This window comes from Mycobacterium sp. RTGN5 (assembly GCF_033804465.1).
Taxonomy (GTDB): domain Bacteria; phylum Actinomycetota; class Actinomycetes; order Mycobacteriales; family Mycobacteriaceae; genus Mycobacterium.
Map to the genome: position 1 here is coordinate 820,963 of NZ_JAPZLA010000001.1, position 15,005 is coordinate 835,967.

The following is a 15,005-nucleotide window of genomic DNA, read 5'->3' on the forward strand; positions in this document are numbered from 1 at the left end:
TAGCCGTTAGCGGTTGACTCGGGGCAGGCCCAGCGCGACCATGCCGATGATGTCGCGCTGGATCTCGTTGGTGCCGCCACCGAAGGTGAGGATGAGGGCGGCGCGGTGCATGCGCTCGACACGACCGCGCAGCAGAGCGCCGTGTGAATCCTGGCGCAGCGTGGCTGACGGTCCGAGGATCTCCATGAGCAGCCGGTAGGCCTCGGTGGCCAGCTCGGTGCCGAAGACCTTGGACGCCGAAGCATCCGCGGGGTTGAGGGTGCCACTCTTGGCGGACGCCAGCTCCCAGTTGATCAGCTTGAGGTACTCGGCCTTGGCGAGCACGCGGGCGAGATTGAGCTGCACCCACTCGGAGTCGATCAGGCGATTGCCATGGACATCCTTGGTGTTCTGGGCCCACTCGCGAACTTGGTTGAGTGCCAAGAAAATCGGTTGGGCCGACACCAGAGCGACCCGCTCGTGGTTGAGCTGGTTGGTGACCAGCTTCCAGCCGCCGTTCTCCTCGCCGACTCGGCTGGACACCGGCACCCGCAGGTCCTGGTAGTAGGTGGCGCTGGTGCCGACGCCGGCCATCGTGTGCACCGGCGTCCACGAAAAGCCTTCCGCGTTCGTCGGCACGATGAGCACCGAGATGCCGCGGTGCTTCTTGGCCTCGGTGTTGGTGCGCACCGCGAGCCAGACGTAGTCGGCGTACTGGATCAGGCTGGTCCACATCTTCTGGCCGTTGATCACGTAGTCGTCGCCGTCGCGGACCGCCGTGGTGCGCAGGGCCGCCAGGTCGGTGCCGGCGCCCGGCTCCGAGTAGCCGATCGCGAAGTGCAGATCACCGGCGGCGATCTTCGGCAGATAGAAACTCTTCTGCTCGTCGGTGCCGTACGCCATGATCGTCGGCGCGACGCTGTTGATCGTCAGGAACGGCACCGGGGCGCCGGCGATGGCTGCCTCGTCGGTGAAAATCAGTGAATCCATCGGCGTGCGGTTCTGGCCGCCGTACTCGGTCGGCCAGTTCAGCGTGAGCCAGCCGTCCTTCGCCATCTGGGAAACGGTCTCGCGGTAGACGTTGCCGGTGCCGATCTCGCCACCGGTCGTCGACATCAGCGCTTCTTGCCGCTCAGGGGTCATCAGCTTGCCGAAATAGGTGCGGAGCTCGCGGCGCAGCTCCTCTTGTTCGGGCGTGTAACTGATCCGCATCGGCTCGATCCTTCGCTGGAGTTGCAGGCAGCCGGCGACCCGCCGACACTCCTGGTTGTAACACGTTCTAGTCTTGGGGTCCAGCGCCGGTTAACGCCAGGTCTCGTTCCATCTGGTCGTATCGTGGTGCTGCGAACGCCCCACCCTCGGGGTCAGTCTGGCAAGGAGGTTGTCATGCGAGTCGAAGTCGACCGTGATCGCTGTGAAGGTAACGCCGTCTGTGTGGGAATCGCCCCGGACCTGTTCGAACTCGACGATGAGGACTACGTCATCGTGACCAAGGACCCGATCCCCGGCGACGAGGAAGCTCTGGCCGAGCAGTCCATCGCCGAATGCCCCCGAGCCGCCCTGACCCGCAAAGACTAGAGGTATTCGTAAGTTGACTGCGCAACACGCGTCTGACGACGCCACTGATCTGTCCGGACGCGTCGCGGTGGTGACCGGAGCCGCCTCGGGACTTGGCCGTGCCGAGGCCATCGGGTTGGCCAAATCCGGTGCGACGGTCGTCGTCAACGACATGCTCAAGGCACTGGACGAATCCGACGTTCTCGACGAGATCAACGCCGCGGGTTCCAAGGGTGTGGCGGTTGCCGGCGACATCAGCCAGCGCTCCACGGCCGACGAGCTGGTGTCGACCGCGCACGGGCTCGGTGGGCTGAGCATCGTCGTCAACAACGCCGGCATCACCCGCGACCGGATGCTGTTCAACATGACCGACGAGGACTGGGACGCGGTCATCGCGGTGCACTTGCGGGGGCACTTCCTGCTCACCCGCAATGCCGCGACGTATTGGCGCAACCAGGCCAAGGACAACGGCGGGTCGGTCTACGGCCGCATCATCAACACCACCTCGGAAGCCGGGTTGTCCGGGCCGGTCGGCCAGGCCAACTACGGTGCCGCCAAAGCCGGCATCACGGCGCTGACGCTGACAGCGTCGCGGGGCCTCGGGCGCTACGGCGTGCGGGCCAACGCGATCGCCCCGCGGGCGCGTACCGCGATGACCGCCGACGTATTCGGCGAGGCTCCCGAACTTCCGGAGGGCGAGGTCGATCCACTGTCGCCCGACCACGTGGTGACGTTGGTGCGGTTCCTGGCCTCGCCGGCTTCGGACAAGGTCAACGGTCAGGTTTTCATCGTGTACGGACCGTCGGTCACGCTGGTGGCTGCTCCCACCGCTGAACACCGATTCGACGCCGACGGAGCCGCGTGGGATCCGTCGACCTTGGGCACCTCGATGCAGGCTTACTTTGCTGATCGTGACCCGGAACGCACCTTCGGCGTGATGGGCTTGATGGGCGACTAGTCGGGATCGCCCTTGCTATTGGCGTTGGCCAGCACGTCGAGGAAGGACCGCGCCCAGCGGTCCACGTCGTGAGTGAGGACCTGGCGCCGTAGCGCCCGCATCCGCCGCCGGCCCTCTTCTGGAGTCTGGTTGATCGCGGCCTCGACCGTGTCCTTGAGGCCTTCCAGATCATGCGGGTTGGTCAGGTAGGCCTGGCGGAGTTCGGCTGCGGCACCGGTGAATTCGCTCAGCACCAGGGCGCCGCCCAGATCGCTGCGGCAGGCCACGTACTCCTTGGCCACCAGGTTCATGCCGTCGCGAAAGGGTGTCACCAGCATGACGTCAGCGGCCACGAAGAAGGCGATCAGCTCGTCGCGTGGGACCGGCCGGTGCAGGTAGTGCACGACAGGGTGGCCGACTTCGCCGTATTCACCGTTGATGTGGCCGACCTGCTGCTCGATTTCGTTGCGCAGGACGCGGTAGCTCTCCACCCGTTCGCGGCTCGGGGTGGCCAGCTGCACCAGGACGGTATCGTCACCCTTGGCGCGCCCCTCGGCGAGCAGCTCCGAAAAGGCCTTGAGCCGAACGTCGATGCCTTTGGTGTAGTCCAGCCGGTCGACGCCGAGCAGGATCTTGCGGGGGTTGCCGAGCTCGGCGCGAATCTCCTTCGCGCGCCGGCGGATACCGCGATCGCGCGCCTTGCTGTCCATTTCGGCGGAATCGATGGAGATCGGAAAGGCGCCAACTTTCACGGTGCGTGAACCCAGCTGCACTTCACCGAACCGCGACCGCACACCGACCGAAGCCCGAGATGTGTTGGCGCCGACCAACCGTCGCGACAGGAATAGGAAGTTCTGCGCACCGCCGGGCAGATGGAAGCCGACCAGATCCGCGCCAAGCAGGCCTTCGATGATCTCGGTCCGCCACGGCATCTGCATGAACAGCTCGACCGGCGGAAAAGGAATGTGCAGAAAGAACCCGATGGTCAGGTCTGGGCGCAGCATCCGCAGCATCTTGGGCACCAGCTGAAGCTGGTAGTCCTGGACCCACACGGTGGCGCCTTCGGCGGCCGCGCGTGATGTCGCTTCGGCGAATCGCCGGTTGACGTCGACGTAGCGATCCCACCACTCACGGTGGTAGATCGGCTTGACGATCACATCGTGGTACAGGGGCCACAGCGTCGCGTTGGAGAAACCCTCGTAGTACTCGGCGACGTCGTCGGCGGACAGTCGGACCGGGAAGAGTTGCAGGTCTTCTTCGACGATGGGGTCTTCTGGCCCGTCGACGATGCCCGGCCAGCCGATCCAGGCGCCGCGTTGCCGGCGCAGTAAGGGCTCCAACGCGGTGACCAGACCGCCGGGACTGCGCTTCCAGGTCAGGCTGCCGTCGGGCAGACGCTCCATATCGATCGGCAGCCGGTTGGCGACCACCACGAAATCAGAGTTTCCGGAGCGGGCTTTGCTGCTCCCGGCCACGGGCTACGCCTCGAGCTTTGAGGGTCCAATACCGAGCATCGACAGGAAGACCCGACACTCGTCGGCGTCGGTCGCATAGGCCGCGACTACGCGGCGGGCCATGCGCGCCGTGTTGTCGGCCAGCGGTTCCACGTCATCAATTTCCGTGGGATCAGATTTTGCAGGCATGTCTCAACCTTAGCGAAGGGGCAAATAATGGCTACGGGCTCGACGAAATCGTCGACTTGGGCTGGACGGCGACGTTGTCCTGACTGGTCTCGTAGCAGACCGCCGACTCCCAATAGCCGGTGCAGGGGCTGCCATTGATATTGGGCACCAGGTCAGCCCCGACGCCGGTCTCCGCGGTCGAGGTGATGTCTTGGGTGGTGCGCGGCTGCAGATCGTCGAACGCCTGATCGCCGTTGGTGGTCGCCACCGAAGTCATGGTCGGCGTGCAGTTGCCCGTCGACGGATCCAACGACTCCCCGGACTGGCAGCCGGCCGTCCCACCTGGTTGTGATGCCGCCGGCTGGGGTGCGGGTCCCGGCTCGGGTATCCCGCCGCCTTCGGCGTGCGCCATCGGAGCTGCGCCAACCGCGAGCGCACAGGCGCTCGCGGCCAAAAGCTTTACCACCCAGGTGGAATGGACCGGCATCGTTGCCTCCCTGATGTTCCCGCTGACTACGGGCTGGACGAAATGCTCGAATGTGGACTGACGGCGGGCACCTGATTCTCCTGCAGTCCGATGCACTCGCCGGTGTTGTGGCCCGTGCAGGGAATGCCCTGAACCTCAGGCAAGCTGCTGGAGTCGCCCGGAGTCGAATAGCTGGTGGTACCGCCGCCACTGGTCGACGTGGGGTAGTTGCCGCCCGGCTGGTTCGGCACCATCTCCGGGATGCACTGGTCGGTGTACAGATCCTCGGACTCACCGGCCGGACAGGCGATGGCGGGACCCGCCGGTGCGCCCGACGGCGACGCGACGAAGGCAACGACGGGCGCGACCGCGATCGCGATGCTGAATCCACCGGCGAGAAGAACGCGGCGGCCGACTGAGGAGGAAATCGCCATACTTCACACTTTCCTAGAGAAGTCGACGGAGTTCCGAAGCCGGCCCTCCGTTTCTACGGACTGGACGAGACAGTGGTGCGGGGTTGCACTGCGGGAGCCTGCTGCTCTTGTTGCAATCCTATGCACTGACCGGTGTTTGCGCCTGTGCAAGGTATTCCATTGACCTGCGGCAGGCCGCCCTGCGGGCCGGCGGCCGGCTGCACCTCACACCCGCCGGTTGCCGGATTGACCGCTTGTCCGGCGGGGCATGCCGCCATCGGCCCCGCTGCCGGAACGGCGAACGCAGCCAGTGCCGGCGCCGCCGCCACCGCGAACGCGAAGCCGCCGGCCAGAGCTAGGCGCTGCGCCGAATCCTTCAATTTAGCCATGTTTGTGCCTTCTACTTGGTTTGCTGAGTGGCCGTGTCAGGGCAGTGTAGGGCTGCCTTCCCCGTCCCGCAGTTGTTCGGCGGCTTTATCGAAACCGGTCGGCCGCTTGTTACACCTCAGTCAATATTTTCGGCCCAAAAGTATTCGCCCCGCCTGACCGGGTCTCACGACGGTCGATCGGGCCAAGCCGGCATATGTCTGTCGAATATGAGCGACGCCTCTGCCGGAACAGAATGGCCGCCCGAGTCTGCTTCAGTGGCGTCGATATCGCCGCCGTAAACAGCTATCAAGACCCGTTGAATGGGCCCGATTGTGTGCCGTGAGATGTTCGCTGGCGGTGTTCGCAAATCTGGGCGTGCCCCGGACGTCACGAGGTAGTGGGACGGGCTCTATGCGGTGACGGGGCGCCGTGGTTCGATACGGAGAACCTGTTCTAGTTTTGAGTGACCTGTTCTAGTTTTGTGTGAGGAGTGCGGCGTGCAGCTCTCGTTCGAGGATCGGACGTTCCTGGTCACCGGTGGTGGCAGCGGTATCGGTAAGGGCGTGGCGGAGGGGCTGGCCAAGGCTGGCGCCAATGTCATGATCGTCGGCCGCAACACTGATCGCCTGGCGGCGACCGTCGACGAAATCAAGGCCGTTGCGCCGCAAGGCAATGTCAACTACGAGCCCGCCGACGTGACCAACGAGGACCAGATCGCTGCGGCCATCGACGCGACTACGGCGTGGAACGGCCGGCTGAACGGTGTCGTGCACTGCGCAGGCGGTTCGCAGACGATCGGCCCGATCACGCAGATGGACTCCGAGGGCTGGCGCGCCACCGTGGACCTCAACATCAACGGCTCGATGTACGTGCTGAAGCACTCGGCCCGCGAGATGGTGCGCGGCGGTGGTGGCTCCTTCGTCGGCATCTCCTCGATTGCGTCCAGCAACACCCACCGCTGGTTCGGGCCGTACGGCGTCACCAAGGCGGGCCTGGATCACCTGATCAAGCTGGCGGCCGACGAACTCGGGGCATCCTGGGTGCGGGTCAACGGCATCCGGCCGGGACTGATCCGCACCGAGCTCGTGCAGATGGTGCTCGACTCACCCGAACTCAGCGGCGACTATGCCGAGTGCACACCGCTGCCGCGCCCCGGCGAGGTCGAGGACGTCGCCAACATGGCGCTGTTCCTGCTCAGCGATGCCGCGCAGTGGATCACCGGCCAGATCATCGGCGTCGACGGCGGTCAGAACCTGCGCCGCGGCCCGGACTACTCGGCGATGCTGGAGCCCGCCTTTGGCGCCGACGCGCTACGCGGAGTGGTCTGAGGCACCCGCGTCGCGAGCCGCAAGGCTGCTGATCGCCGACCAATCCAGCTGGTCGCCACCCTCGGCGAGCAGTCGCAGGAACCGGTCGCGTAGCAGGCTGGCGATGGGCAACGGCACCCGCAGCTCTTCGGCGGCCGCGAGCACCAGCCCAATGTCCTTGTGGCCCAACGGTGCTGCGAATCCGGCCGGCTCGAACTGCTCACTGGCGATGAGGCTGCCGTAGGTCCGGTAGACCGGCGCCGAGAACAGCGTCGAGGTCAGGATGTCCAGGTATTGGTGTTTGTCGACCCCGCCCCGATCGACCAGCGCCATCGCTTCACCGAGTGACTCGATCACCGAGCCGATCAGGAAGTTGCCGCTGAGCTTGACCAGGTTGGCCGCCGACGGGTCCTCGGACACCACGAAGGTTCGCTGGCCGATGGCATCGAACACCGGCGTCACCGAGCCCACCGTCTCGGCCGGGCCTGCGGCGACGACGAACAACGCCGCCGCGGCCGCGGCCTCCGGCCGGCCGAACACCGGGGCCGCCACGAATCCCCGCCCGGCGGCGGCGTGCGCCTCGGTGAGGCGCTTCGAGAGACCGACGCTGATCGTGCTCGACGAGATGTGGACGGTGCCGGGTGCGGCCGACGCGATGATGCCGCCGTCGCCGAATGCCACCCCCGCCACGGCCTCGTCATTGGCGAGCATCGTCAGCACGACGTCTCCACCGCACGCGTCGGCCACGCTGTCGGCCGGCCGGGCGCCCTCGGCCGCCAGCGCATCCACCTTCGGCCGGGACCGGTTGTAGACGGTCACGTCGTGTCCGGCCTTGATCAGATTCGCGGCGATGCCCGCGCCCATGTTGCCCAGTCCGATGACTCCTACGCGCATGACGTCCATCGTGGTCATCTAGGCGATCCGGCGCCAGGGGAATTCACTGTTAGTTACGGGCACCAGCCCTAGTTCACACAGGGGACCTTGCCGCCGTCGATCGGGGCGCCCTGGTCGGGGGTGGGGGTGATGGTCATCTCGGACCAGCTGCGGCCGGTCGTCGAGGTGGCGGCGACGTCCTGGGTCTGCGGCTGATCCTGCGGGACGTCGTAACCCTGGCCGAGGACGACCCGCACGTGATCGGCGGCCAGCGAGCTGGTGGCCTGCGGAGCGTTCTCGACCCCGAGCAGGGTTGCCACCGACTGCGCATCGGTCTGCCCGCCCGGGCCGTAGGTGATCACGGTGTCGATCGGTTCGCCGGACTCGCGGTCACGGACCTCGTCGACGGTGAAGTCGTGCTTGCCCAGCAGCGAGGCCGCCAGGGACGCCAGGCCCGAGGTGTCGCTGGCATTGACGATGCTGACCACGGTCTTGGGGTTGGACGGTGGAAGCGGTTGCGGCACAGTGCTGGTGGTCGCTGTCGCCGAGTCGCCGCCGATGGCCCTTGCGATCTCGGCGCGGATCTTGGTCGGGTCGACGATGTTGACGTCCTGGCCGTTGACGTTCTCGTAGCGCACCACCGGCAGCGTCCGGAACTCGACATTGCCACCGGCCAGCGCGGCCATCCTGCGGAACTGGTCCTCGCCCCAGCCTTCCGACAGCACGATGTCCTGGCGGGCGACGCCCATCAACCGCTTGAACTGATCCAGGTCGGTGAACGAGCCCGACTCCTGCAGTTGATGCATCACCGATAGCAGGAAGGCCTGCTGGCGATGGGTGCGGTCGAGGTCCCCGTTTTCCAGCCCATGCCGTTGCCGCACGAACGCCAGGGCCTGCTCGGCATTCAGTGTCTGGCGGCCGGCCGGAAAGTTCGCGCCGGAGTAGTCGTCGTGGACCGCGTGGTTGAGGCATACATCGATGCCGCCGAGGCTCTCGGCGAGGTGATAGAAGCTGGCGAGGTTGACCTCGGCGAAGTAGTCGATGGGCTGGCCGGTCAGGTTGCGGACCGCTCGGATGGTCGCCTTGCGCCCGGCCTCCCGGCCGGCACGTTCCAGCTCGGCGCGATCGCCGATGCCTTCGTCGACCAGCTTCTGCTCGGTCTGCGCCTTGGTCAGCCCGTACGCTTCCTTGATCTTGATGTGGTTGTAGCCCTTGATGCCGGTGACGGCGACGTAGTCATCACGCGGAATCGAGAACGCGACGACGTGGTCGTCGGCGCTGATGTGCACAAGGATCAAAGTGTTGGTGTTGTAGCCGCCCGAGTCGGAGTCGCCGGCGTGCAGTTTGTCCAGTAGTGCATCCGGCAGCTCGTTGCCGGCCTGGTCTTTGCGGGAGTCCAGCCCGATGAGCAGGATGTTCATCGCGCCGCCGCTGGAGCGCGGCTCGTCCGAACCCAGCGCCTGCGACACCGTGATGCCACTGAGCAACCCATGCGCCTGCGAATAGGCCAGCCCGGTGATCATCACCACCACCACCGAGGCCAGTCCGATCGCGGATCGGGCGATGATCTTCCATGCCCGCCGGCCCGCGCTCGACCGCCCGCGATGGCGGCCGTGGCGGTTGCCCGCAGCGGCCGCCGGTGGAGGCGGCGACGGATCCATGATCGACAGTATGCGGGCAAATGCTGGTGAGGCCCCAGTCAGGCCTGGTGCCGTGACCCAACCAGGTCCCCGCGACGATCTCCGCGTGGTAGCCGACCGCCACCGCTATGCTGTGCACGTGCTTAGCATGATGCGCTGCGGCGGCCGCCGATGAAGCCGGCGCCATTCGACTATCACCGGCCTGACAGCGTCGCCGAGGCGGCGCAGATGCTGACCGAATACGGCGACGACGGCAAACTGCTGGGCGGGGGACAAAGCCTGGTTCCGATGCTGGCGATGCGCCTGGCGTTCTTCGACCACCTCATCGACATCTCGCGGTTGCAGGAGATGAAGGGCATCGAGGAGCGCGACGACGAGGTGCGCATCGGTGGCGGCACCACCCATGCCGCGGTCGGGGCAGACGAGCGGGTGCGCACCGCCGTGCCGCTGCTCACCCGGGCCACCCCGCTGATCGGACACTTCCAGATCCGCAGCCGGGGCACCATCGGTGGCTCGATCGCCCACGCCGATCCGGCCTCCGAGTATTCGGCCGTCGCGCTGGCGCTGGACGCGACGATGGAGACAGTGTCGACATCGGGACGCCGCGAGATCGCGGCTGCTGAGTTCTTCGCCGGCGTATGGGAGACGGCGATGGAGCCCGACGAGATCTTGGTGGGCCTGCGGTTCCCGGTCTGGTCAGGCCGGTGCGGCTTCGGCGTCGAGGAATTCGCGCGCCGTCACGGTGATTTCGCGATCGCCGGGGCGGTGGCTGCCGTCGAACTCGACGATGACGACCGCGTGCGGCGCAGCGGCATCGGCTTACTGGGGATGTCCGCCACACCGCGGCGCGCCTCGGCCGCCGAGGCGGCGATCGCCGGTCGCCCGATCGGTGACATCACCGCCGAAGAGATCGGTGAGCTCGCGATGAGCGGACTCGACGACATTCCTGCCGATCTTCAGGGTTCGGCCGACTATCGGCGAAGGATCGGGGCGGCGATGGCCGCACAGGCATGGCGGTCCGCGGTCAAGGAGGCATTCGATGCATGAACGTCCGATCCAGGTGTCGGTCAATGGAATTCCGTTTGACTCGATCGTGGAGCCGCGGCTGACCCTGGCCGACTTCCTGCGCGAGCGATGCGGTCTGACCGGCACGCACCTGGGCTGCGAGCACGGCTCGTGCGGTGCGTGCACGGTTTTGCTCGACGGGGCGGCGGTGCGGTCCTGCCTGGTGTTCGCGGTGCAGGCCGAGGGGGCGGAGGTCTCGACTGTCGAGGGCGTCGCGTCTGCTGACGGTGAGCTGTCGACGGTACAGGCAGCCCTTCGTGACTGCCATGGTCTTCAGTGTGGTTTCTGCACACCGGGTTTCGTCATGTCGATCACGGCGCTGCTACGGGACAACCCGCATCCCACCGACGAGGAGATCCGCGAGGGCCTGTCCGGCAACTTCTGCCGCTGTACCGGCTACCAGGGCATCGTCAACGCGGTTCATCAGGCCGCGGAAACCGGTGTGCCGCAGGGCTAGTTCCCTGCGGCCGCCTCGATCAGCGCCACGATCTGCGACGGGGTCGCCGGTAGCTTGGTGACGGTCACCCCGAGTGGGGCAAGAGCGTCGTTGATCGCGTTGATCACCGCGGGGGTGGAGCCGATGGCCCCGCCCTCGCCGCAGCCCTTGTAGCCACCCACACCCGGGCCGGGCACCTCCAGGTGTCCGTACTCGATCGGCGGTACCTCGGTGGCCGTCGGCAGCAGATAGTCGACGAATGTGGTGGACAACGGGTTTCCGTCTTCGTCATAGACCAGGTTCTCCAGCAGTGCGCCGCCGATTCCCTGGACGGTCCCGCCGGCGATCTGGCCCTCCACGACGTTGGGGTTGATCATCGGGCCGACATCCTCGCTGACGATGTAGCGAGTCAGCGTCACCCTGCCGGTGGTGACATCCACCTCACACGTACATGCATGAGTTGCGTTGGCCCAGTGGATCATTGTCTGCGATGTGAAGCGTGCGGTCGCCTCCAGTGTGGCTGCCATTCCCGGTGCCAGGGCCTGCGGCTCGTAGTAGGAGCGGTAGGCCAGATCGGCGAAACTGACGCTTCTGGAGGGCTCCGCGGAATCGTCCTTCACAATGGCCCGCGAGTTGGCCAGCTCGATCTCCGCCTCCTCGACACCGAGGACGTGGGCTGCCATCGCCACCAACTGCTGGCGCAGGATGGTGCCCGCGTCGTTGACCGCACCGGCGGTCATCGGCCCGCTGCGGCTGCCCTGCGTGCCTGCCCCGTACGGAGTCACCGCGGTGTCGCCCTGGATCGTCGACACGTCGTTGATGTCGGCGCCGAGCGCGTCGGCGGTGAGCTGCACGACGGTGGTCTCGATGCTGTTCCCGCTCGAGCCACCGTTCACGTAGACGTTGATCTTGCCGGTGGGCTCCATGCGGATAGTGCAGCCCTCGGTGGCCAGATGTCCGGTCGCGGCACCGGTCGGCTCGATGTAGGCGGATAACCCGAGGCCGAGATAGCGGCCCTGGGCCAGGGCCTCGGCCTGCTCCTTGCGGAACCCTTCGTGGTCGAGAATCTTGACCGCCTGCTCGAAGGTCTCCATCGGGGCGACGTGGTCATAGGGCATGCCGTTGGGGTTGAAGTAGGGCATCTCGTCGCGGCGCAGTAGGTTCTTGCGCCGCAGTTCAACGGGATCGATGCCCATCTTGCGGGCCGCGATGTCGAGAAGCATTTCCCGCGTGAGGGTTTCGTACTGCCACGGCCCACGGTAGGCGGCCAGGCCGGCGGTGTTGGTGAACACCGTCTTGTAGTTGAAGCTGCACTTGGGCACCCGGTAGGGGCCGGGGAAGAACATCCCGATGGCCGCGGTGGTCAGCACCGGATACGGGGTGGGGTAGGCCCCGATGTCCTGGAGGAAGTCGATCGCGACGGCGGTGATAGCCCCGTCGGCATCGAACGCCATCCGCGCGCGTCCGTCGACGTGGCGCGCCTGCCCGGCCGACATCAGGTTCTCGCGGCGGTCCTCGATCCACTTGAGTGCCGCGGGCACCTTGCGGGCGGCCAGCATGATGCACATGTCCTCGCGCATCGGGACGACCTTCTGACCGAAGCCGCCGCCGGTGTCACGGGTGATGACGCGGACCCCTTGAGCCGGGATGCCGAGCAGGCGTGCGGCGAACGCACGCAGCTCGTGCGGGGTCTGGGTGGAGGCCCACAGCGTGAGTTCCTGCGTGGCGGCGACCCATTCGACGACCAGCCCGCGGGTTTCGATCGGCACCGGGACGTGGGACTGCTGATAGATCTGCTCGTCGGCGACGTAGGCCGCGGCGGCGAAGGCCTCTTCGTCCGGCGGGGCTCCGCCAAGGCCGCCGGCGACGTTGTCGGGGTACGCCTCGTGGACCACCGCGTCGGAGTTCACCGCTTGGGTGAAATCGGCGATGGCGGGCAGTGGGTCGTAGTCGACGTCGACCAGCTCGATGGCGTCCTCGGCGAGGTAGCGGTTCTCGGCGATGACGATGGCAACCGGGTCACCGACGAACTTCACCTCGCCTTCGGCCAGCGGCGGGCGGGGAGTATCGGCGACGTCCTTACCCGTGACCGCATGCCAGGCCTCTTTGACATCGGGATTCAGATCGGCGGCGGTGAGTACCGCGTGCACGCCCGGCAAGGCGAGTGCCGCCGAGACGTCGATGCTGTTGATCCGGGCGTGGGCGAACGGGCTGCGCACGAAGCAGGCGTGCAGCATGCCCGGCCGGACGATGTCGTCGACGTAGGTGCCGTGCCCGGTGAGCAGGCGAGTGTCCTCGACCCGCGCGACGCGCGTTCCTGCGTAACGGGTGACGGGTGCGGCCATTGCGTGAGCTCCAATGCGTCGTCGACATGCCGGGCTAAGCAGTCGCTCAGCAGAGCGTACCCAAGAGGGCCCGTGCCGTGACCGAAGGTTGGTCATACCGATTCGGACAATCTGCACACCCGGCGCAGGGCAGTCAGCCCGTCGGGTGTTCCCGGCCAATGGGCCGCCAGCGCCTGTGGGCCTGCGGTCCGGGTGACCCAGCGCAGCACCAGCGCGGTGATGATGACGTCGTCGGCGTAGCCGAGCACCGGAATGAAGTCGGGAATCAGGTCGAACGGTGAGGCTAGAAATATCAGGAGGCCAGCAATAACGACACGGATCCGCCAGGGCAGCTGCGAATCAGCGGCCAGGCGTTTGAGCAGGCGCAGCACATCCGGCAGCAACCGAAGCACGTCCGCGATCCCGATGTCGTCGGGTTTGAGCAGCCACAACGCGATGGCAAGGACCAGCCAGACCAAGATCAGGGCAGCGCCGATGGAGACGAGGGTCAGCCACCAATCGCCGAACATGAGAACAATCTTCGCCCGGTGAGGGGCGAAACACGCCGGAAACATGATCGCCGCACCCAGGAAACACCGCGCCGACATTCTCGTCGGGACCGTCGAAGGAGCCGGACTTGGATGCGATCGATCCCGCCGCCACCGCGTGGCTGCTGGCCAGCACAGCGCTCGTCTTGTTGATGACCCCCGGGCTGGCCATTTTCTACGGCGGCATGGTCCGCACCACCGGTGTGCTCAACATGATCATGATGAGCTTCATCTCGATCCCGCTCGTCACGGTGGCGTGGCTGCTCTTCGGCTACACCCTGGCGTTCTCCGGAACCAGCCTGGGCGGAGTGATCGGCGACCTGTCGCACGTCGGGATGGCCGGGATCGGTCCGAGCACCGTGCACGGCACGGTTCCCGAGCTGCTGTTCTCCACCTTCCAGCTCAGCTTCGCGATCATCACCGCGGCCCTGATCAGCGGCGCGATCGCCGACCGGGCCAAGTTCGCCGCCTGGATGATCTTCGTGCCCGTCTGGTCCATCGTCGTGTATGCCGTTGTGGCGCACTGGGTTTGGTCGCCCGGTGGTTGGCTGTTCAAGCTCGGTGTGCTCGACTACGCCGGCGGCCTTGTCGTCGAAATCGTCTCGGGGTCCTCCGCGCTGGCGCTGGCCCTGGTGCTGGGACCGCGCATCGGCTTCAAGGTCGATGCGATGCGCCCGCACAATCTGCCCTTCGTGCTGTTGGGCGTCGGGCTGCTGTGGTTCGGATGGTTCGGCTTCAACGCCGGGTCCGCGCTGGCCGCCAACGGTATGGCGGCGGCCATCTTCCTCAACACGTTGGTGGCTGGCTGCCTTGGCATGCTGGGCTGGCTGTCGGTCGAGCAGATCCGCGACGGGCGACCGACCACGTTCGGTGCTGCCTCCGGGGTGGTCGCTGGACTCGTCGCGATCACGCCGTCGTGCGGGACGGTGAACACCCTCGGTGCCGCGGTGGTCGGGGTATTGGCGGGCATCGTGTGCTCGTTCGCGATCGGGCTGAAGTTCAAGTTCGGCTACGACGACTCCCTCGATGTGGTCGGGGTGCACTTCGTCGGCGGCGTGGTCGGCGTGCTGCTGATCGGCTTCCTGGCTACCGACGTGATGACCGGCGGACCGCAGGGACTGTTCTACGGCGGCGGGCTGGCCCAGCTGGGTAAGCAGGCACTTGCGATGGTCGTGGTGGCGGCCTACGCCTTCATCATGTCGTTCGCGCTGGCCAAGCTCATCGATCGGACGATCGGCTTCCGGCTGAGCCCGGAGGACGAAACCGCGGGGGTGGACTTCACCCAGCATGCCGAAACCGCGTATGCCGAAGGTGTCCACGGCCATCAGCCACTGCGGCGGCCGTTGTTCGGTGAGCAGCGCCCGCGGCCGGATATCACCGACGAGGAGTGACCTCTCTCTCGAATTGTGCTGCGCACAATGCTGGCGCCGTCGGAACGAACTGCGTAACTTGGCGCTGCTGAGAGCGGA

General features: G+C 66.4%; 16 protein-coding genes. 6 read left to right on the top strand and 10 right to left on the bottom strand.

Going from position 1 to position 15,005, the window contains the following annotated elements:
- Window positions 1-6: 6 nt before the first annotated feature.
- Window positions 7-1,191 (bottom strand): acyl-CoA dehydrogenase family protein, encoded by a 1,185-nt coding sequence (locus SLQ31_RS03955; RefSeq protein ID WP_319429834.1) that lies wholly within the window; start codon window positions 1,189-1,191, stop codon window positions 7-9.
- 174 nt (window positions 1,192-1,365) lie between these two features.
- On the opposite strand from SLQ31_RS03955, the gene SLQ31_RS03960 reads away from it, so the two are divergent.
- Window positions 1,366-1,557, top strand: a complete 192-nt coding sequence (locus SLQ31_RS03960) for a ferredoxin (protein WP_319429836.1) — start codon at window positions 1,366-1,368, stop codon at window positions 1,555-1,557.
- Window positions 1,558-1,570: 13 nt separating this feature from the next.
- Window positions 1,571-2,494 carry a 3-oxoacyl-ACP reductase gene (locus SLQ31_RS03965; protein WP_319429838.1) on the top strand — a complete coding sequence of 308 codons (924 nt, stop codon included), beginning with the start codon at window positions 1,571-1,573 and terminating at the stop codon, window positions 2,492-2,494.
- Here SLQ31_RS03965 and SLQ31_RS03970 read toward each other — a convergent pair.
- From SLQ31_RS03970 to SLQ31_RS03990, 5 genes are read right to left on the bottom strand one after another with little or no spacing between them, the layout of a single operon-like run.
- The gene (locus SLQ31_RS03970; RefSeq protein ID WP_319429840.1) at window positions 2,491-3,948 is read right to left on the bottom strand and encodes a trehalose-6-phosphate synthase; all 1,458 of its coding nucleotides are present in this window, start codon (window positions 3,946-3,948) and stop codon (window positions 2,491-2,493) included. The genes SLQ31_RS03965 and SLQ31_RS03970 overlap by 4 nt on opposite strands.
- 3 nt (window positions 3,949-3,951) lie before the next feature.
- Window positions 3,952-4,116, bottom strand: coding sequence for a hypothetical protein (locus tag SLQ31_RS03975; RefSeq protein ID WP_319429841.1), 165 nt, complete (start codon window positions 4,114-4,116; stop codon window positions 3,952-3,954).
- Window positions 4,117-4,147: 31 nt separating this feature from the next.
- Window positions 4,148-4,582: a hypothetical protein gene (locus SLQ31_RS03980; protein WP_319429843.1), complete on the bottom strand. Its 435-nt coding sequence runs from the start codon at window positions 4,580-4,582 to the stop codon at window positions 4,148-4,150.
- A 26-nt stretch (window positions 4,583-4,608) separates the two neighbouring features.
- On the bottom strand, window positions 4,609-4,995 hold the full coding sequence (locus SLQ31_RS03985; protein ID WP_319429844.1) for an intersectin-EH binding protein Ibp1: 387 nt from the start codon (window positions 4,993-4,995) through the stop codon (window positions 4,609-4,611).
- A 53-nt stretch (window positions 4,996-5,048) separates the two neighbouring features.
- On the bottom strand, window positions 5,049-5,363 hold the full coding sequence (locus tag SLQ31_RS03990) for an intersectin-EH binding protein Ibp1 (protein WP_319429845.1): 315 nt from the start codon (window positions 5,361-5,363) through the stop codon (window positions 5,049-5,051).
- A gap of 477 nt (window positions 5,364-5,840) precedes the next feature.
- On the opposite strand from SLQ31_RS03990, the gene SLQ31_RS03995 reads away from it, so the two are divergent.
- Window positions 5,841-6,671, top strand: a complete 831-nt coding sequence (locus SLQ31_RS03995) for an SDR family oxidoreductase (RefSeq protein WP_319429848.1) — start codon at window positions 5,841-5,843, stop codon at window positions 6,669-6,671.
- On the opposite strand, the gene SLQ31_RS04000 is transcribed toward SLQ31_RS03995, so the two are convergent.
- A complete protein-coding gene (locus SLQ31_RS04000) occupies window positions 6,654-7,544 on the bottom strand; it encodes an NAD(P)-dependent oxidoreductase (RefSeq protein ID WP_319429850.1) in 891 nt (296 codons plus the stop codon). The genes SLQ31_RS03995 and SLQ31_RS04000 overlap by 18 nt on opposite strands.
- A 68-nt stretch (window positions 7,545-7,612) precedes the next feature.
- On the bottom strand, window positions 7,613-9,184 hold the full coding sequence (locus SLQ31_RS04005; RefSeq protein ID WP_319429852.1) for an LCP family protein: 1,572 nt from the start codon (window positions 9,182-9,184) through the stop codon (window positions 7,613-7,615).
- A 150-nt stretch (window positions 9,185-9,334) separates the two neighbouring features.
- Here SLQ31_RS04005 and SLQ31_RS04010 point away from each other — a divergent pair, with 150 nt between their 5' ends.
- Both SLQ31_RS04010 and SLQ31_RS04015 read left to right on the top strand, forming a co-directional pair.
- Window positions 9,335-10,210: an FAD binding domain-containing protein gene (locus tag SLQ31_RS04010; protein ID WP_319429854.1), complete on the top strand. Its 876-nt coding sequence runs from the start codon at window positions 9,335-9,337 to the stop codon at window positions 10,208-10,210.
- Window positions 10,203-10,685, top strand: coding sequence for a (2Fe-2S)-binding protein (locus SLQ31_RS04015; protein WP_319429855.1), 483 nt, complete (start codon window positions 10,203-10,205; stop codon window positions 10,683-10,685). Before SLQ31_RS04010 ends, SLQ31_RS04015 begins: the two co-directional genes overlap by 8 nt.
- Here the strand turns inward: SLQ31_RS04015 and SLQ31_RS04020 are convergent.
- Both SLQ31_RS04020 and SLQ31_RS04025 read right to left on the bottom strand, forming a co-directional pair.
- Window positions 10,682-13,009: a xanthine dehydrogenase family protein molybdopterin-binding subunit gene (locus SLQ31_RS04020; RefSeq protein WP_319429857.1), complete on the bottom strand. Its 2,328-nt coding sequence runs from the start codon at window positions 13,007-13,009 to the stop codon at window positions 10,682-10,684. The genes SLQ31_RS04015 and SLQ31_RS04020 overlap by 4 nt on opposite strands.
- A 92-nt stretch (window positions 13,010-13,101) precedes the next feature.
- Complete coding sequence (locus tag SLQ31_RS04025) at window positions 13,102-13,518, bottom strand: YkvA family protein (protein ID WP_319429859.1); 417 nt, start codon at window positions 13,516-13,518, stop codon at window positions 13,102-13,104.
- Window positions 13,519-13,625: 107 nt separating this feature from the next.
- Between SLQ31_RS04025 and SLQ31_RS04030 the strand changes: the two genes are divergently transcribed.
- The gene (locus SLQ31_RS04030; protein WP_319429862.1) at window positions 13,626-14,927 is read left to right on the top strand and encodes an ammonium transporter; all 1,302 of its coding nucleotides are present in this window, start codon (window positions 13,626-13,628) and stop codon (window positions 14,925-14,927) included.
- Window positions 14,928-15,005: the final 78 nt, after the last annotated feature.